The sequence below is a fragment of the Capnocytophaga sp. oral taxon 324 str. F0483 genome (assembly GCF_000318315.2).
GTDB lineage: Bacteria > Bacteroidota > Bacteroidia > Flavobacteriales > Flavobacteriaceae > Capnocytophaga > Capnocytophaga ochracea.
Map to the genome: position 1 here is coordinate 57,562 of NZ_KB291529.1, position 16,176 is coordinate 73,737.

Genomic DNA, 16,176 nt, shown 5'->3' on the forward strand with positions numbered 1-16,176 from the left:
GTTTTCTAAAAAGGCATTCCGTCATCTTCTTGTGCAGGTGCTTGCCCCATATTGTTAAATATTTGCCCCTGCTGATATTGCGGTTGCCCTTGTGGCGGGTACGCTTGTGTTTGTTGAGGCGGTGCGTATTGCGGTTGCTGTTGGTAACCTTGGGGAGGTTGTGCATAACCTTGGGACGCTTGCTGGTATTGTTGTGTATGTTGCGCTACATTCGTGGTTTGAATAAGTTCAATCTTCCAACCTACAACCGTATTGAAGTACTTAACCTCGCCCTGGGGACTTGTCCACTCACGCCCTTGTAGATTAAAGTGTACTTTTACCCTCTGCCCTACTTGTAAGTTATCCAACAAAGCGCACTTACTCTGTGTGAACTGAATTATAATATCACTTGGGTATTGCTCTTCTGTGGTGATTACCAAATCACGCTTCTGAAATCCATTCGCTCCTACTGTTCCAGTAGCGAATATTTGTTTAATTCGTCCTTGTATTTCCATTATTTTACTTTGTTTTTGTTATTCTTAAAGAGTTGTTTAAAACACTTTTTTAAGTAAGTGATAAATGTTTCTTTTGGTTTTTCTTCAGGAACTTTGTCTGTTAGTCTTCTTAGAGTTAATGCTACTAAATCGTTACAGTCCATTTCTGAACTCCAATATCTTTTTTTTATTAACTCTAATCTGTACCCTTCGTGATAAAAAACATCACCTTTCTTAAGGCGGTCAAATAAGTATCTATTTCTTGTTACCGTCCAAATCTCACCTACTTTTGGTATTATTTTAGCCATTACAATAAAGGTTTTGCTATTTCTAAGAGTTCTCTTTGCTCCTCAAGGAATTTGTCTCTGATTTGTGGAGTTCTGAAAGCCATTACACGATTAGAAAAATCTAAATCTATTGTATCTATTTCGTTACCAAAATTTTTTATACAATACTTATACTCTTTGTCATCCTCCCAATTAGGTTGCCAACCTTTGTTGTAATAGTCTCTGAGAATTACAAGTTTTTTAAGTGCTTCAAAACAAAAAACATTTTCCTTTTTAGGGTAATTGTTGTCAAATTCATCACACCCATCGTTTTTTCTAATCCACTCTAAAGCATCTTTGACTGTAGGGGCAGGTGCTTTTTGCTCAAAACCTTGAATAGTATAAGGACTCGTCGAAAGTGTCTTTATAGTATTTTTCCCTCTACAACCTTCAGCCGTATAATAACGAACACAACTACCAAATTGTACTGTAATAGGATGAGGTGATAATTTCATATTCACATCTAATATTTCTCCTTTTATATCAGGTTCGTATACTTGGTCATAGACCTTCATTCCTACTTTAAATATTGTTTTCATTTTTCTTTAATTTTACTTATAAAAACTTCTACTTTTATGCAGTTCTAATACTTCGCTGCTTTCCTTTCTGTTCGCCTCGATAAACTCCCTTGCTTGCTGTATGCTAAGGTGTGTATTGATATTGCCGTACGCGTGCGTATATTCGCCCTTTGCGTGCGCTTCTTCTATCGCCTGCTGTATATACTCCTCGCAGTAGTTATGCTCGATAGCGTACAAATCATAACCTTTGGCGGTGATACCCTCCAAGTGTGCTGTATCGGTAGCGTGGAATATCTTTTGCCCACTATTGAGAAATATTCGCCAGCCAATATTTGGCACGTCGTGATAGAGCTTCACTGGTGATACTTTGAAATTGCCGTAATCGTATAACATACCCACTTGCAACACGTCGATATTGTTTAACCCTTCCAACTTCTCTAAGAGGAAGTCAGCACAAGCAATTCGCAAGGTAGGTCGCTCGGCTTGTAATCGTTGTAAGGTTCGCAACTTTAAATGGTCGCCGTGATGGTGAGTTAGGAGCACAATTTTCAAAGAACGTTTTATCGCTTCTAAGGCTTTGAGTGTAACGCCACAATCTACCATTATTGCGTTGTCGTAAACCACAGCGTTACCCTCGCTACCCGAACTAATAACTCTTGTAGGTATCATTCCCATTCATTAGTTGTTAAGTTATAAATACCTCGTGGGAAGTACTTCATTTCGGGGCATTCATCATATTCAAAAGCCCATTTTAAGCCGAAATGCTCAACCATTACATCTCTGGGGTTTTCGGCTGTTATCTTAATCACACAATCGTGGTCTAATGTTTGCCCATTAAAGCGATATACGTGCGATTGTCCTAATGTAAAGTAATGTGTTTTCATTTTTATACGTCTTTAAAATCTACCTTATTAGGCTCTTCACTTGTCACTGGTTGTACAGGTTGTGCATTCTCAGTAGGTTCGTTTTGCTCGATAACCTCTGCGTCTTGGATATATCGCCCTTGTGGGTTATCAATATAGTTGCCCTCATTGTCTGCTTGGTCTTTTTCTATCGCTTTTTGCATTTCCACAGAAAGCACTCCGTAACGGTTTAACAATAGTTTTAGTACTGTCTTTTTTGCCATTAAATCAAACTCATCTTTCCAAAGCCCTCTGTTTGTTTTAGCATAAATCTTAGAGTACTTGCGGGCGTGTGCTTGCACTTCTTCAATTGTCATAAAAAGCGATTGCTGAAATCCGTTGAGTAACTCAATGTAGGCAAGATAACCTATAACCGCACCACTCGGATTTTCACCCAAAAAGTCAATATGCCCCGTTACCTTGTTTCTTTTGATTTCACCCTCACGAATTTCGCAAGTGTTAATCGTTTTGTATTGACCGCTACGAATTGCTAACTGAACAAAACCCTTGTACCCCATTTGAAATTGAGGAATGGTGCGATTTGTTTTGCCGTCGAAATAAGGTATTACATACGCATACCCTAAGTTTTTATTTAGTGGCAAATTCAGTGCAGTAGCATTCATTGCACACTTCATAAGGTCGGCAGGCTCACATTGTGATAGTTCTTTATTACTATCTGATAGTGCTAATAAGTTTGATACAAATTCGCTCTTTTTTGCGCCTAAATTTTGCTCTAAGAATTTATCGGACTTATTAAGGAAGTTCGCTAATGATTGTTTTTGTAATACTTGTGTTTCCATTGTGCTATAGTATTTGAATGTTATTACTAATGATGTACTGTTTTAAGGCTTGTAATTGCTCTCTTGTGCCTTGCACTGTGAAAGTGGTTTGTATAACCTTGTTTTTGTCTGCTTGTGTCTCATTGGTCACTTGTGCAGGTGCTTGCAAAGGAGCAGTCTCTCTCGCTCTTGCTTCATCTACTAATCTCGCTTGCTCGGCTCGTTTCTTTTGTTCCTCGATACGTTGTAATTCAGCTTCTCGTTGTTGCCTGCGGTATTGTGCATTCTGTATCGCTCTTGTAACATCAAGCGTTTGCTTGTACTCGGTTAGTATTTCAGCTTTAAACTCATCAGGGTCGGATAGACTCTCAATGAGTTGGAGGCTCTTTGACACTTCGCCCACAAAGCCTGCTACTTGCTCTTTAAGGCTCTTATCGCTGGCACTAATTGTGATATTCAGTGGCAAGCGTTCAAAGATGAGGAAGTCGATACCTTGTGATTGACACAATTCTGTGAAATACTCTTTGATACGTGCGCTTTTGTCTTCCCTCAATCTATTTTCTACCTGATTGATTTTGTCTTTTAGCGTACTATCTGCCTTGTCGTAATGTACTTTGATATGCTCTTTGTACGCTTTCTCAAAGGCTTCATAAGGAGCGTTTACCTGCTCTTTGATAAACTTGCGTTGTGTCTCGAACATATCAAGTTCTTTGCGTAACATTGCACGAGTGTCTTTCGCGCTTTTACAAGTTTCCTCTGTTACTAACTGGTTGTCGAGGTTCAATTCAGCAATCTTAGCCTCAATCTGTTGCCCTACCGCCTTGATACGCTCGTATATGATGATAGGAGGTTGTTGTAATGTTATTAATTGTTCTTCTTTCATTTGGTTTGTATATTTAATTGTTAATTATTGTTCTTAAAGAAAGTGCCGTGCGTTGTCGTGATGAATTATGTACAGATTTAAGGAAAACACGGCACTTTTCTACGAGTATGAATTAATTGGAGATTTTACTAATATAATTTGATACATTTAGCAACATCGAGTTTAATACACTTATGAATTGTTCTTGTGGTATTTCTGTATAAACTTCGCCTTGATGTGCCACATAATAATTATTAGTCTTTATTGTGTCATCACCCCATACTTCCGCTACATTATAGCTTGGTGTTCTGTTAGGTAATGATGAAGGGTACACTTCATTTACCCTAATGATGTGAAATACATCATTATCATATTTCAATTGGTAGCATTTACCTACCTCTAATGTTGTTACTTGTTTTTTCATTGCTGTAAGATTTTAAACTGTTAAGAAACCATAACCGCTGTAATCGGCAAACTCGGGCATTCGCTCTTCTTCTGCTATCTCTTCTCTATATCGCCTTTCTGCTAACATCTCTTGCACTTGCCCTTCAACATCTAATAAGCCTTCAATTTCTGCCCATTGCTCATCTGTGAACTCAATAGGTAACCATTCACCATTCACCTTTCTGCCACTCTCGCTATAAGTGCCTTTTGCGTCAGCATACAATATAAATTCATAGTAATTGTCCTTGTAAAGCAACCCCCATTGCTCATTATTTCCGTCAGTGTCAGGTTGCAATTTCTCAATAATGTTATTGAATATCTCATTACTAACCCTTGCAGTATCTGGGTGTAATTCTTGTCCAAGAGCCTCGTTAAACGCCTCTCTTTCAAAGGGCACGCACTCTTCATAGCGCTTGCCATTCATCGTTACATAGCCGTCAATTAGAAGAATTTGGCTACTTTGTTTGGTTGTTCCCATTTTTTGTTGTAATTTTGCCATCGTTAAAAAATTATTAAATTAATATTTAGTTAAGGCGACGCTGTGAAGTGTCGCTTTATTTGTTTCTCTTCATTTTCCTGAGTATCTTGTTGGGGTCTTTCTCCTTCAAATCTTCCAACTGTTTTACACTTATAAGCGACTGCCCTCCTGCAAGGTTCTCATTCTTCAATACCCCGCTTGTTAGCCACGTACGCACAATATAATCAGATACTCCTAAGTACTCTGCTACCTCAGGAACACGCAACAATCTCTTAGCACGCTTACGGTCTTCATAATGTTCATACGCAATTACGTATTGGTCTACATATGAAGGCACTACTCCTTTCTTTTCCCACAATTCAGATAGTTCTCTAACACTGAGTTCATCAATCTGAATACTTATTCTCTCTACTCTACTTAACATATCTTATTCTTCGTTTTTGGTAAATGCTTCTTCTTCTGTCATTTCGAGTACCTCTATCACCTTATCTCTTATTGCTTCTGAACGATGATATAGAGGTGTTTCATCCATTGAACGCCACTTTACCAACGTCCAATAACTCACATTCAATTTATCCTCCAATGCTCTTGCAATTGTTTTGTTGAGCATTTTTTTTCTCGCTTCTTTTGTTAGTTTCATTTTATTTTGTACTTTTGCCAAGTAAAAAACGCTAAACGCTTTTACTTTTATTTTCACAGGGCAAAGATACAAACAAAGTTTATATCTACCAAATAAAATACGAACTTTTTTTGTATTTTTTACAAACTTTTTTATAAGTAATTGATTTACAGTGTAATTTTTTTTGAAGAGATTTTGAAAAAATATGACAACAGAACTAAATATATTCAAGGGAAAAGATATTGATGAGGTTCTAAAAGCGTTAAAGCAAGCGGGAGAAGTGCAATATGCAAGTGATTTGCAAGAAAAGTATTTGCCTCATTGGCAACGTCTTAAAGTAGAAGCTATTTTTGAATACCTGTGTACTAATAAACGGTACAACTATCGTTTTGAAGTAGCAAAATATAGTGTAGATTATGGATACTGTTTGCAATATAATTCTGATGAATGGGACGATGATTTAAATAAAGGAGGGTTTGAGGCGTTTTGGCAAGAACGTGAAACTGTTTTACAAAAAATAAAGGGGACGCTGTCCGATTACAACCTCCCCGTGGATACCACTATAAAGATATTCAGCACTATTAGTTCCCTTTTTTAGCCAACATCTCCTTGTGTTGCTTTATGAGTACACTTAGTGCTTGTTTCTTTTCTTTTGCTAATATAACGCCACGCCTGCGTTGTATATAATCCAACGCTTCTCTATAAACGTTGTATTCATCTTTATTTCGGCTCAAAATGTAGTGTAAAAACATCTCTAATTTCTCAACGTACTGCTCTAACTCATCATCAGAAGCGTATATTTGGCGTTGGTCTATAATAACTCTCGAATTGGTTTTATGGCACAATAATAGCCACACAATAACAAGCAACAACAGGATAATAATAATATCATTCATAACGTTTAATCTTTAATTTTTTGCAAAGATATGGAAAATAATTCAAATACAAACAATGTTTTTATTGAAGAAACTCGAAAGAGGTTCAAAAAAGCCATATCTCATCTTAAAGGTGAACAAATAATAAATACCAATCAAGATGTTGTGAATAAAATGGAAATCAATAAGAGTTCTATGTCATTAGCTTTAAAAGGTGATGAAAGGTATCTTACTGAAAAATTCATTACAAAATTCGCTAATATCTATGGTTTCAACAAGAATTGGCTTTGGAAGGGTGAAGGCTCTATGTTTGCTAATGCCGACCTTCCGCCTATAAATGCCCGCTTTATCGAAGTCTATGAATACTTGCAACACACTCGCCCTGATTTTACCCCCGAAAAAATAGGACTTTCTCAGGAAGAAATTAACAACATACGCATAGGCAATGCAAAAGTGCCTTTTATAAAAATTGTAAATCTAAAATCTTTATACCCAGAAATAAATACTGACTATATAACCTCTAATTATGGCGAAATACTAATACCTGTTATAGATTACAGCAAAATAACTGACCGACTTCCACAAGGTGAATTAAAAGAAAAGGAGTATCCCGAGAAATTAGCCGTTAAATTAGTAACTACCAAAGCACAAGCGGGTTGGACGGAAGGATATTACAATGATGAATACTTAGAAGATATGCCTACAATACTTATTGACTCAGAGGAAAAACATCACGGCAACTACTTAGCATTCGAGGTCGCAGGCGATAGTATGGAGCCCGATTACATCGAGGGCGATGTCGTAATATGTCGTGAAGTACAGCGCCACTTGTGGCAATATAAATTACACATAAAAGATTGGGATTTCGTTATCGCACACGCCACCAATGGTATAATGCTTAAAGAAATTATCAAACACGATGTGAAGAACGGTGTTATATACTGTCATTCTCTGAATCCAAAATATGAAGATTTTAAAATTAGTCTTCACGAGGTACGATTTCTCTACAACGTCATAGAAGTACGGCAAAAGGGGCGTAGCAAACGCTCCAATCGTGCGAAAGATTTTCTATAATAAAACAATCTTAAAATTCAAAAATATGAAGCTAATTAATTGCCCAGCTTGTCAAAAGCAAATTAGTAACAAAGCAGAAACTTGTCCTCATTGTGGACATCCGATTGAAAAAGAAAGAAAAAACTTTGAAAGTATAATTGCAATGGCGGTCCTTGCGGTTATGATGTTTATAACATTTATTGTTATCAAGTACTTTAACTAAGAGTATTAATTTTTTTAAACATATATACCAATGAAAAAAATATTATTTTCAGCACTCACAATTCTTTCAGTAGCATTCACAAGTGCACAAGAATTTGAAGTTACCCCTGATGGACTTAAAGAAAAAACATCAGGAAAAGACTTTGCAGTTATTGAAGTACAGGGTAAAACTGCCAGCGAATTGTATAATAACGCTGTTAAGTACATTAATGTAAGTTACAAAAATCCAAAAGAAGTAATAAAAGGTGATGTTAAAGATGACTTTATAAAGTGGGAAACTTTTGTGCCTAATATTGGAACAATTAAAAACAGTTTTGTAACTGTACCCGCAGACGCCCTTATTACTGTGCAACTTTCTTTTAAAGACGGAAAAGCAAAATATGAAGTTGTTAATCAGAATATATATAATAGTCAAAACAAAGGAGAATTAGGAAAAGTAACTTTTAAAGGTAGTAAGTGGTCAGGGTTCCCTATATATGATGAAAAAAATAACAACCTACGACAAGAACAACTTAAAAAAGATATAGAAAACTACTACAATTCACAAATTGAAAAAATTAAAGAATACTTAAATGGGACGTCACAAGCAAAAAATGATGATTGGTAAAATAAAAAAGAGCCTCGCACTTACACGGGGCTCTTTTTTTAACAACTAAAAATAATTACTTATGAAAACACTTCCACATTCTCCAACTTATTACACCCACCAGCAGGACCGCCAATAACCATACCCACCAGCTAACAATTCCTTTCACATCTTTTGTTTTATGAGAAAAAGCCGTTGTGCTTTCTGTACTTCGTAATTCATTATTAGTTGTGCTTATAGTATTCGTAAGGGTAGTATTCGCCACTATTTGGCTATTGGATATGGCTCTTTTAGTAGTAATCTTCACCTTTCCACCTCTTACCCTTATAGTTTCATTGTCGCCGTCACGAATGCGAGTATATGTAAGTTCCTTGCTGTTACCTACGCTATCCTTATCGCTCTCCACTGTTACCTCGTACTCTTGCGAGGCGTGTGTATCGAGTTGCAAGGTTTGAGCGTCTTGCTGAAAAAGTGCCGTACTATCCTTGTACTTTATAATACGCTCTTTCTGCACCTGCTTTTGCTCGGTAGTTGCTACCTTACGAGCCCTGCAACCTAATAGACCAAGCAATACCAGCGCCAATCCGATAACTCCGAAAGCTCTTAGTATTCTTATGTAATTATGCTTTCTCATTTAGATTAATAATTTTTGTAATTATATTCTTCAAACTATCAGCATAGTTGGTAGCGGTTGCATACCCTGCCTTTGCTACCTCCTCAGCAAACTTGTACGAGTCGGATTTTACAAGCAACGCCTTAGCATATCGCTTGTTTCTGAAGAATAATTCTGCGTGGTCTGTAAAGCATTCTTCTGGCGTGTCGTACTTTCTGAACCAATCCTGCACACGATACAGCCATTTACCATCAGTGCGTTTGCTAATGCTGATAATCTTTGGGAACTGCTGAGGGTTAGGAGTTGGTGAGTTTAGTACTTCAGTAGTGAATAGCAATTGCTTTTTCTCATTCGGCGTGCTGCTAACAAGGTTTTTAGGTACTTTTATACCGAAAAAGTTATTACCAACACCACGCTCTCCCCAACCAGTTTCCAACGCCGCTTGTGCCAAAATGAAGAGGTGAGATATGCCTGTTTTGCGCTCTGTTTCGAGTGCAAAAGGTTTGTATTGCTTTATAAATTCTTTTGGTGTCATTGTTGTTCGTCCCTTTTGTCGTTATTGTTTAATTCTTCAGGAATAATACCACTGTTTACCTTTTCGTAAAACTCCCTTAGCTTTCCGCTCTTTTCATAATTGTATAAGGTTCTCATAAAGAACTCAGGTGGAAACTTACCTTTTGAAAGCACAAAAACATTCTTTACAATATCCTTAACAGGGTACAATAAAGATATCATCTGTATAGTAATTTCAAACGCATTCCCCCACCCCGACCTGCTCAATGGTATATTTAAAAGTGATAAAGATATAAAGGCTATTGTGATAAGTAACATCTTAGTAATTGTCCCTTTAAAGAGGTCTACAAAATCAAAATCTCCCTTCTTAAAGTGATACCAAGCACCAGCTAACATATCAAGGAGTAACAAAACCCCTATACTCGCATAAAATATAGCATTTTGTTCCCTATCAGTTGAAAAATAAGCATACAACAACAGCAACGGAATGCTCTTAAAGAAAGCAACAAAGAAATAGTACACCCTATCTCTTAGATGTATCTTATCGTCAAAGTAGAAGAGTAAAACCAACGGTGTTGCCCATATCGCTATCTTTATCTTGGCTTTCATTAGCCACTTCATAAACTTATCCATTAGCCTCCTTGTTTATGCGTTTCACAATAGGGTAAGGCGTTACGCTCGCTACAATATCCCACCAATCAATAAAGGTGCCCTTTACTTCTTTGTCGAATAGCTCTTTGGAAATACCTATGCTCAGCACCCAAAAAAAAGCAAATGCTAATGCCTCCCACCACTTCATAAACAAGACAAACACTAAGAAGGATACCACTAATATAATGTTCCCAAAAAATGAATGTAGTAGTTTGTCTTGACCTGTTAAGTTTCGTTTAATTTTATTCATAGTTCTTTTTATTTAATCTTCATCAGCAGGGCACCAATCAGTTGCAATGTTTCCTATTTCCAATTTTGGATTAGAAACCTTAACGCTTTCAGCCTCACATTGTATGTGTAATCCTAATTGTGATATATATTTTATTTTTTTTTCTCTATTATTGTTTTGAAATATATTAACCATTCTTTCAGAAAACGAAGTACCTATATCTCCACTATTTACCCTCTTCCATATATTATAATACACATTAGTATCATCTGTATAGATTATGTTAAACTCAATTCCTAAACGATTTCCTCCTATGAGATTGTTAAACATTATATCAACAGATAATGTAATGCTGTCGTTTTTTAAAATTTCATTACTAAATAAGGGAGATATGTTGAGCATTTTATATCCACTATTGATAAAATCATTTGATTTTAATATATAGTTACGCCCAACAAACGCCTTCCTTTCAAACTTCTTGCTCATAGTAAGGTAGTTGCCCTCTCCCCATAACGCTACCATTCGCAACTCCTTCACGTCGCTCGGTGTGGCAAAAGTTAGCCCTATTACATTCCCTGCATAGTCTCTTTGTACAGAATTTACTACCAAACCAGCCTCATAGCCCAGTACTTCAAATGTGTTGCCGGTTGTCTCCACGATAAGTACATAAGTACCTTTTGTTAGCGCATTCATTGTGGCAATATTACCACTATCTGCCTTGTCTATCTTTATCGATAACTCGTGCGTGAAGCCTCCGCCAAACTTCTGCGAGCCACTCACTTTAAAAGCGTTGTTCAATTCAAATAAATACCCTCGCTTGCTCGGTAACAGTTGTAAGTGAGTGATTTCTGTCTTGTCGGCGTTCAGTGTAGTATACCTCCTGTCAATGTCCTTGTAAGGTATCACCAATGCTCTGTGTTTTAGTCCCTTTTTTGGTTTATAATCACAATCAAGGATTATATCCTTTATGTTATCTATACACCTCATATCAATTGCATTCTCATTCTTGGTTTATTGATTCGGTTGCTATCACCACAGCCACTATTACATCTATATTCGGGGAATAGTGATACGTTCCTTTCAAGGTACAAAACACAATCTTGCCATAGCAAGTCCGCTTGTTGCTTGTACATTGTGCGTACATCTCTCCGCTCCGCTTGGCTCACTGTATCACCATCTTGATTTTCTTTCACTTTCAATCCCATAGCTGTATCAATATAGTGCCCTGTGAAAGCATATCGAGCATATGTAAAGTACGCTAATACGGCTTTGAGCCCTGCAAATTCGTACTTTTTGCCTTCAAAAGTATAAGTGCCACCATTAAGCAATAAAGAGTAATCCCTCACGGGCGTTTCGCTTGTCAAATCTTGGTAAAATGCCTCACATACAAGTTCTTTTAAGTCAAACATCTGCGCCTCCCTAATAAAACGGTTGAATTCTTCCTCTTTTCGGAATAGCGAAACGCTTAAATACTTGCTACATTCTTGCTTATTAACTAATAACTTCATACTAATTTGCTAATTTCAAAAAGTCCGTTTGCTGATATATTCCTTGCGAATCCGTCGAAAAGCTCCTCGAACATCTCTTGTACATCTTGACGTTCTTCCTGCATTTGCTCCTGCATAAAGAGGCGTGCCTCCTTCAAACTTTCTCCCGATGTATTGCCTAATTTCCCTTCCACGTAATCAATAAGCACAGGGGGCACATTACCATACGACTTGCGGATGTTATTAGCCGTCTTCTCATCGGCATACTTAAAGGTATCGTCCTTGATATTGCTCTCAATAGCCTTTATCAGTACATTATCCTCCAACTTATCGCCCTGCATTTCTGTTTCAAAGTGAAACACACTCTGCTCTGCTTCAACACCTATGCTCTTTCTCAGTTCATTTCTAAAATCCTCGCGTTTTTCCTCACTTTCCATTGTTGGAGTAACAATGGCATACGTTCCAAAGAATCCTTTCTTAAATCCGTTGCGGGTAAATATACTCGACAGCCATTCACTTTCGCAATCACGTATTACTACATCAGCCCAAGCCAGCGGGTAGGTATCATTTCTATCAAGGTTTAAGAAAAACACTTGCCCCTTGTAGTTATCCCAACCTCCTGCCTTGGTTACCTGCGCTTCTATCACCTTAGGACGAGGGTCGTATCGGTCAATTGCGACTAAATTCTTATCCCTATCCTTATAGTCCGCCAATTTATCCCAATCGTTATATACCAGCACCTTGCCTCGATAGTCCTCGCTGTCTTTTGCTCCTAATCGGCAATTCTTGTAAGGCAACACCTGCACACTTGTCTTCTCATAGAAGCCGTTGTAATTCACGTGCACGAATGCGCCCTTATGTATTGCAATGCTTCGCGCAACCTTTTTCAGCAAGTCGTTAGGGGTCTCCCGTTTATCGTTAATAAACAACTCATCTTTTCTAAATCGAACACCTTGCGACCTTGCCTGCTCTCTTCTTTCAATCTCCAATGCAAAACCACGACCATAGATGAAATCGGCAATCACACCCGAACAAGCACGAGCGGTTGGTGAACCTGCCACCAACTGCTCAATAATTGTTGGGTAGTCGTTATTTTGACCATTAGCCAAATACGGGAAGTTCTTATACTTCTCGCTATTTGTCTTTCTCTGTTCTTTCGCTAATTCTACCGCCGTTACCTTTGCCATTGTTAATTGTTAATTGCTAATTGTTACTTAATGAGTTCTTCCCAATTCTCAGGATACACTTCGAAGTTCGCAATCCTATTCTTGTTGATTTTGAGATATTTCACAGCAATTTCATTCGTGATAGTGTCGTTATTGAACAACTCACTACTACCGAAGTCCATTGCCAACGACCCGATACCCTCGCGCAATCTAAATGCGCATTTGTCATTCGCTAATCTGCTAACTTGTTCATTAGCTAATTCTTCTTGTGTGTTTTGACCATTTTTTGCCATAATAATATTATTTTTAATTCTTAACTTTTCTTTGCCCTCATCAACGAGCTTATTCCAATACCCCTTCAACTTATTACCACAAGTCGTACAGGGGTCTTTGTCGTCAAACAAGTAAGCATAAAAGGCGATGAACGTATCTTTGTCCTCGCTCACCGCCTTTTCATACCCACCAATGAGCAACTTATTCAATTTCTCATTTGTAAAAACCATTTTCACCAATTTTTTTTTGCCACTATGCTGCAAGTTTTTTGTCAAACTTCTTCTTAGTGGTTGCGTAGTCGGTTTCGAGCCATTTCAAAGCCACATTAGGCTCTTTCTGATTTGCAGGAGTCGAAATTGTGAGTTTAAAAGCGCCTCCATTAGTGCGACCTTCCCCTTCTGTCACTTCTAATCCTACAAAGAAGCCCAATACGTCAAAACTACTCTCTCCTTTCGCCTTGTGTTCAATTACCGCAACCAATTGTGCTCCATTTACAAATTGGTCAATCTGCTCGTACTCCTCAGCACTCTTGCCGTACACGGTAATACCTATTGAGTGTTTGTAACCGTTGAAATCATCATCTGAAATCTCCGGTTTAATGCTCTCTGATATGTGTGTTTCTTTGAAATTGTCAAAGAAGTAACCGGTTTTGCTCGCTTTGAGCACAAGTGAACTCATTTTGTTTTTCGAAGCGTCTACTGTGGTTGCTGCAAAGTCTATATCTGCTCTATTGATGAGCAAGATACGCTTCTCAATGCCTTTCACTTTGTCTGTACAGTCAAAGGTTAAATCTTTACTTAACGCATTAATACATTCTGCCATAATTTATCTTTTAATGTTTAATTGTTAATGATAAATGGCTAACTAAACATTAACCATTTATCACTATCATTACTAAATTGCCATTGCTCCGGTATTGCCAATCACACGTTGGAAGTCTGCACGATAAGAAGCCTTCAAGAATACCTTCTCAATATCGCCACCCAAGTACTCAACACCTATATCTTTGAGCGCTCCCATACTATCAATAGCAATTTGGCACTCGTTCTTATCAAGTAACAACGCTCTGTGTGGATTGTGCCACTTAGTTCCGTCGTCAAAGTTAGAGCGTATCATATCGTCTAACCATTCAGAGGTAACCACAGGTACACCTTCGAACTCTGATACCATATAACCGCCCTCAACCATTTTAAACGATTGTTCATTGCGGAACTCTTTACGCATAAAACGAGTTAAGTTAGTTGCTAAACTTTGTGTAATTACAAACACAGGAGATGCTCCGGATTTAAAGCCAGCGATATCCTTCAACTGACACAACACCTCATAAGCTCTGCTATCTGCCAATGCACGTTGGTCTGCATAGCTTGTTTTTGCGTTTTCAGCGATAGCAATTTTTTTCTCGGTAGCGGTTGCTACCATTTTCTCAAACTGAGAGAAAAGTCCGTTAAGCACGTTAAAGTTAGCCTTGTCCAAGCCCGCTTTAAGCACTTGCGTACCACTACCGCTTCCTACTGTCGAATGGTTCTTGTCTGCGAAGAAGACAAATCTATTGAAGTCATTCAATATGCCTCCTTCAATAAGTGACACTAAAAACGCCACATAATCCGAATCGTCAATGTTAAAACGGTCTGCTCCTGTTTTAGCCACCCAAGCGTCGAATGTCTTCTCCAATGTTGAATAACAATCTGAAACATTCACCTTTAACGGAACAGGGTCAAACCAGCCCGTGCGCACTTGTGTATCAAGTGGCTTAGAAGGTTTACCGCAACCCTCGTCTAAGTGAGTTACATTCGATACTGGCGCATAATATCCGAACTCAGTACCTTTCACAATACCCTCACGAATTGTAAAGATTTGTTGCAATGGGAGCAAACCAAATTGCCCTTCTTCTAACAAGTCCTTAATTCTCTTGATGTATTCCTTGTTTCTTTCCGCTTCTTTAAGAAACTCTTTAAAAGCTGTATTTGCCATATTCTTATTTTATCTTTTAGTTAAAATTACTTAGTACGCCCTAAAAGCTTACGCATTTTGTCCATATCCAAGCCGTCTCCGACCACAGAAGACTCATTACTTGTTGCTCCTTTGTCGTCTGCTGAAAATCTACTTTGCGTCGATTTTATCTTAGCAAATTCACTTGCCAAAGCGTCAATCTTCTCAGCCACCAAGTTAAAGCATTCCTCCAATTGTTTAGCAAACTCCTCTTGGTTGCCTTCATCAGGATTAGGCTCACTCGCCTTTTCCTTAATTTCCTTAATAGCCCCACCTTCTACTACCAGCGTGCTCTCATCTTTCAAAACATACTCGCCATCGGCAAGCGGTTTTTCGGCGTCTTCTCCCCCGTCAGTCTTTTGCTTCACTTTGTCGCCCACTTGTGGTTTTTCAGCCTCAGTAACTACGGTAATAATATCACCATTAGCAAGGGTCAAATCTAAGTCAAAAGCCTTGTTAATTGAAAAATCAAACGCTTTTTTCACTCTTTCTAAAATATTCATATAATCAACTTTTTTTGTTTTACTTTTGTTTGAAAAAAATAGTCCATTCGTCGCAGCGGGCACATCTACCAAGTCCGAAGACACCCACCAATCAAGAGATAGTCCGGCAAATCGTTTTGTTTCGCCTTCTTCTGTTACCTCCTCTACAACCTCATCAGCGAACACGTATACAGAATTGCCAAACATATCCGGACACTCCGAAGCCATTGAAATGATATAATCAGCAATCGAAATACCTCTGCCCGTTACCTGCGTCTTCTTTGCCACATCTGCAATAAACAAATCACCGTACAGATTGCCGTTTTCAATTCTGAAATTCTTAAACCAACCAATTAGTGACCCCAAATCGGAGGTACCAAAAGAGGGGTGCTCAAAGCGAGATTTTATTTTACCTTCCTTCTCTCCGTATGCTTTTAACTCGTTTAGAAATCTTTCAGAGAAGTAATAACCATTCTTATTAAGCCCTTTATTAGCCAATGCTACCCCATAGATAACGCCATTTTCAGCGTCAATCTGTGAGGCTGTCAATTGTTCATTATGTGTGCTAAAACGAATTTCCATATGGCAAAATTACGCACAACGTACCCTACGACGTTGCTAATGTGTGTTAGCAAT

The 16,176-nt window shown here is 38.0% G+C and carries 27 protein-coding genes; 4 read left to right on the forward strand and 23 right to left on the reverse strand.

Translation table 11 applies throughout. The features are described 5' to 3' along the window. Positions 1-5: 5 nt before the first annotated feature. From HMPREF9072_RS09315 to HMPREF9072_RS09365, 11 genes are all read right to left on the reverse strand, one after another. The gene (locus HMPREF9072_RS09315) at positions 6-494 is read right to left on the reverse strand and encodes a DUF3127 domain-containing protein (RefSeq protein ID WP_009411475.1); all 489 of its coding nucleotides are present in this window, start codon (positions 492-494) and stop codon (positions 6-8) included. Beyond that, complete coding sequence (locus tag HMPREF9072_RS09320) at positions 494-781, reverse strand: hypothetical protein (protein ID WP_009411476.1); 288 nt, start codon at positions 779-781, stop codon at positions 494-496. Before HMPREF9072_RS09320 ends, HMPREF9072_RS09315 begins: the two co-directional genes overlap by 1 nt. Beyond that, positions 781-1,338 (reverse strand): hypothetical protein, encoded by a 558-nt coding sequence (locus HMPREF9072_RS09325; RefSeq protein ID WP_009411477.1) that lies wholly within the window; start codon positions 1,336-1,338, stop codon positions 781-783. Before HMPREF9072_RS09325 ends, HMPREF9072_RS09320 begins: the two co-directional genes overlap by 1 nt. 12 nt (positions 1,339-1,350) lie before the next feature. Then, positions 1,351-1,986 carry an MBL fold metallo-hydrolase gene (locus tag HMPREF9072_RS09330; RefSeq protein WP_157236448.1) on the reverse strand — a complete coding sequence of 212 codons (636 nt, stop codon included), beginning with the start codon at positions 1,984-1,986 and terminating at the stop codon, positions 1,351-1,353. Next, positions 1,983-2,201, reverse strand: coding sequence for a hypothetical protein (locus HMPREF9072_RS09335; RefSeq protein ID WP_009411479.1), 219 nt, complete (start codon positions 2,199-2,201; stop codon positions 1,983-1,985). Before HMPREF9072_RS09335 ends, HMPREF9072_RS09330 begins: the two co-directional genes overlap by 4 nt. 2 nt (positions 2,202-2,203) lie before the next feature. Continuing rightward, positions 2,204-3,019 carry a recombinase RecT gene (locus tag HMPREF9072_RS09340; protein ID WP_009411480.1) on the reverse strand — a complete coding sequence of 272 codons (816 nt, stop codon included), beginning with the start codon at positions 3,017-3,019 and terminating at the stop codon, positions 2,204-2,206. Positions 3,020-3,023: 4 nt separating this feature from the next. After that, entirely contained in the window at positions 3,024-3,881 is an 858-nt protein-coding gene (locus tag HMPREF9072_RS09345) for a DUF1351 domain-containing protein (protein WP_009411481.1), read from the reverse strand. A gap of 112 nt (positions 3,882-3,993) precedes the next feature. Next, positions 3,994-4,284: a hypothetical protein gene (locus HMPREF9072_RS09350; protein ID WP_009411482.1), complete on the reverse strand. Its 291-nt coding sequence runs from the start codon at positions 4,282-4,284 to the stop codon at positions 3,994-3,996. A gap of 12 nt (positions 4,285-4,296) precedes the next feature. Continuing rightward, a complete protein-coding gene (locus HMPREF9072_RS09355; protein ID WP_009411483.1) occupies positions 4,297-4,803 on the reverse strand; it encodes a hypothetical protein in 507 nt (168 codons plus the stop codon). A 55-nt stretch (positions 4,804-4,858) separates the two neighbouring features. After that, positions 4,859-5,206 (reverse strand): DNA-binding domain, excisionase family, encoded by a 348-nt coding sequence (locus tag HMPREF9072_RS09360; protein ID WP_009411484.1) that lies wholly within the window; start codon positions 5,204-5,206, stop codon positions 4,859-4,861. A 3-nt stretch (positions 5,207-5,209) separates the two neighbouring features. Further along, positions 5,210-5,422: a hypothetical protein gene (locus tag HMPREF9072_RS09365; protein ID WP_051032653.1), complete on the reverse strand. Its 213-nt coding sequence runs from the start codon at positions 5,420-5,422 to the stop codon at positions 5,210-5,212. A 184-nt stretch (positions 5,423-5,606) separates the two neighbouring features. Between HMPREF9072_RS09365 and HMPREF9072_RS09370 the strand changes: the two genes are divergently transcribed. Beyond that, positions 5,607-5,999 carry a hypothetical protein gene (locus tag HMPREF9072_RS09370; RefSeq protein WP_009411486.1) on the forward strand — a complete coding sequence of 131 codons (393 nt, stop codon included), beginning with the start codon at positions 5,607-5,609 and terminating at the stop codon, positions 5,997-5,999. Here HMPREF9072_RS09370 and HMPREF9072_RS09375 read toward each other — a convergent pair. Beyond that, a complete protein-coding gene (locus tag HMPREF9072_RS09375) occupies positions 5,983-6,297 on the reverse strand; it encodes a hypothetical protein (protein ID WP_009411487.1) in 315 nt (104 codons plus the stop codon). The genes HMPREF9072_RS09370 and HMPREF9072_RS09375 overlap by 17 nt on opposite strands. A gap of 153 nt (positions 6,298-6,450) precedes the next feature. Here HMPREF9072_RS09375 and HMPREF9072_RS11795 point away from each other — a divergent pair, with 153 nt between their 5' ends. The 3 genes from HMPREF9072_RS11795 to HMPREF9072_RS09385 are packed head-to-tail and all read left to right on the forward strand — an operon-like array spanning position 6,451 to position 8,158. Next, on the forward strand, positions 6,451-7,350 hold the full coding sequence (locus tag HMPREF9072_RS11795) for a S24 family peptidase (RefSeq protein ID WP_198143955.1): 900 nt from the start codon (positions 6,451-6,453) through the stop codon (positions 7,348-7,350). A gap of 25 nt (positions 7,351-7,375) precedes the next feature. Next, a complete protein-coding gene (locus tag HMPREF9072_RS12665) occupies positions 7,376-7,552 on the forward strand; it encodes a zinc-ribbon domain-containing protein (RefSeq protein ID WP_157236449.1) in 177 nt (58 codons plus the stop codon). A gap of 30 nt (positions 7,553-7,582) precedes the next feature. Beyond that, positions 7,583-8,158, forward strand: coding sequence for a hypothetical protein (locus tag HMPREF9072_RS09385; protein WP_009411490.1), 576 nt, complete (start codon positions 7,583-7,585; stop codon positions 8,156-8,158). Positions 8,159-8,213: 55 nt separating this feature from the next. On the opposite strand, the gene HMPREF9072_RS09390 is transcribed toward HMPREF9072_RS09385, so the two are convergent. The 11 genes from HMPREF9072_RS09390 to HMPREF9072_RS09440 all read right to left on the reverse strand — a co-directional run bounded on the left by HMPREF9072_RS09390 (position 8,214) and on the right by HMPREF9072_RS09440 (position 16,122). Further along, a complete protein-coding gene (locus HMPREF9072_RS09390; RefSeq protein ID WP_009411491.1) occupies positions 8,214-8,771 on the reverse strand; it encodes a hypothetical protein in 558 nt (185 codons plus the stop codon). Further along, positions 8,758-9,285, reverse strand: a complete 528-nt coding sequence (locus HMPREF9072_RS09395; RefSeq protein WP_009411492.1) for a glycoside hydrolase family 73 protein — start codon at positions 9,283-9,285, stop codon at positions 8,758-8,760. Before HMPREF9072_RS09395 ends, HMPREF9072_RS09390 begins: the two co-directional genes overlap by 14 nt. Next, positions 9,282-9,896, reverse strand: a complete 615-nt coding sequence (locus HMPREF9072_RS09400) for a hypothetical protein (protein WP_009411493.1) — start codon at positions 9,894-9,896, stop codon at positions 9,282-9,284. The genes HMPREF9072_RS09395 and HMPREF9072_RS09400 overlap by 4 nt, the downstream gene beginning before the upstream one ends. Beyond that, positions 9,889-10,164, reverse strand: a complete 276-nt coding sequence (locus tag HMPREF9072_RS09405; protein WP_009411494.1) for a hypothetical protein — start codon at positions 10,162-10,164, stop codon at positions 9,889-9,891. Before HMPREF9072_RS09405 ends, HMPREF9072_RS09400 begins: the two co-directional genes overlap by 8 nt. Positions 10,165-10,176: 12 nt before the next feature. Beyond that, positions 10,177-11,049 (reverse strand): hypothetical protein, encoded by an 873-nt coding sequence (locus tag HMPREF9072_RS09410; protein ID WP_232300846.1) that lies wholly within the window; start codon positions 11,047-11,049, stop codon positions 10,177-10,179. A 77-nt stretch (positions 11,050-11,126) separates the two neighbouring features. Next, positions 11,127-11,651 (reverse strand): hypothetical protein, encoded by a 525-nt coding sequence (locus HMPREF9072_RS09415; RefSeq protein ID WP_009411496.1) that lies wholly within the window; start codon positions 11,649-11,651, stop codon positions 11,127-11,129. Beyond that, positions 11,648-12,817 carry a hypothetical protein gene (locus tag HMPREF9072_RS09420; protein ID WP_009411497.1) on the reverse strand — a complete coding sequence of 390 codons (1,170 nt, stop codon included), beginning with the start codon at positions 12,815-12,817 and terminating at the stop codon, positions 11,648-11,650. The genes HMPREF9072_RS09415 and HMPREF9072_RS09420 overlap by 4 nt, the downstream gene beginning before the upstream one ends. A 23-nt stretch (positions 12,818-12,840) precedes the next feature. Beyond that, the gene (locus HMPREF9072_RS09425) at positions 12,841-13,299 is read right to left on the reverse strand and encodes a hypothetical protein (protein ID WP_034566346.1); all 459 of its coding nucleotides are present in this window, start codon (positions 13,297-13,299) and stop codon (positions 12,841-12,843) included. Positions 13,300-13,321: 22 nt separating this feature from the next. Continuing rightward, the gene (locus HMPREF9072_RS09430; protein WP_009411499.1) at positions 13,322-13,891 is read right to left on the reverse strand and encodes a hypothetical protein; all 570 of its coding nucleotides are present in this window, start codon (positions 13,889-13,891) and stop codon (positions 13,322-13,324) included. A gap of 72 nt (positions 13,892-13,963) precedes the next feature. Beyond that, positions 13,964-15,040 (reverse strand): hypothetical protein, encoded by a 1,077-nt coding sequence (locus tag HMPREF9072_RS09435; RefSeq protein ID WP_009411500.1) that lies wholly within the window; start codon positions 15,038-15,040, stop codon positions 13,964-13,966. A 26-nt stretch (positions 15,041-15,066) separates the two neighbouring features. After that, positions 15,067-16,122, reverse strand: coding sequence for a hypothetical protein (locus tag HMPREF9072_RS09440; protein WP_009411501.1), 1,056 nt, complete (start codon positions 16,120-16,122; stop codon positions 15,067-15,069). Positions 16,123-16,176: the final 54 nt, after the last annotated feature.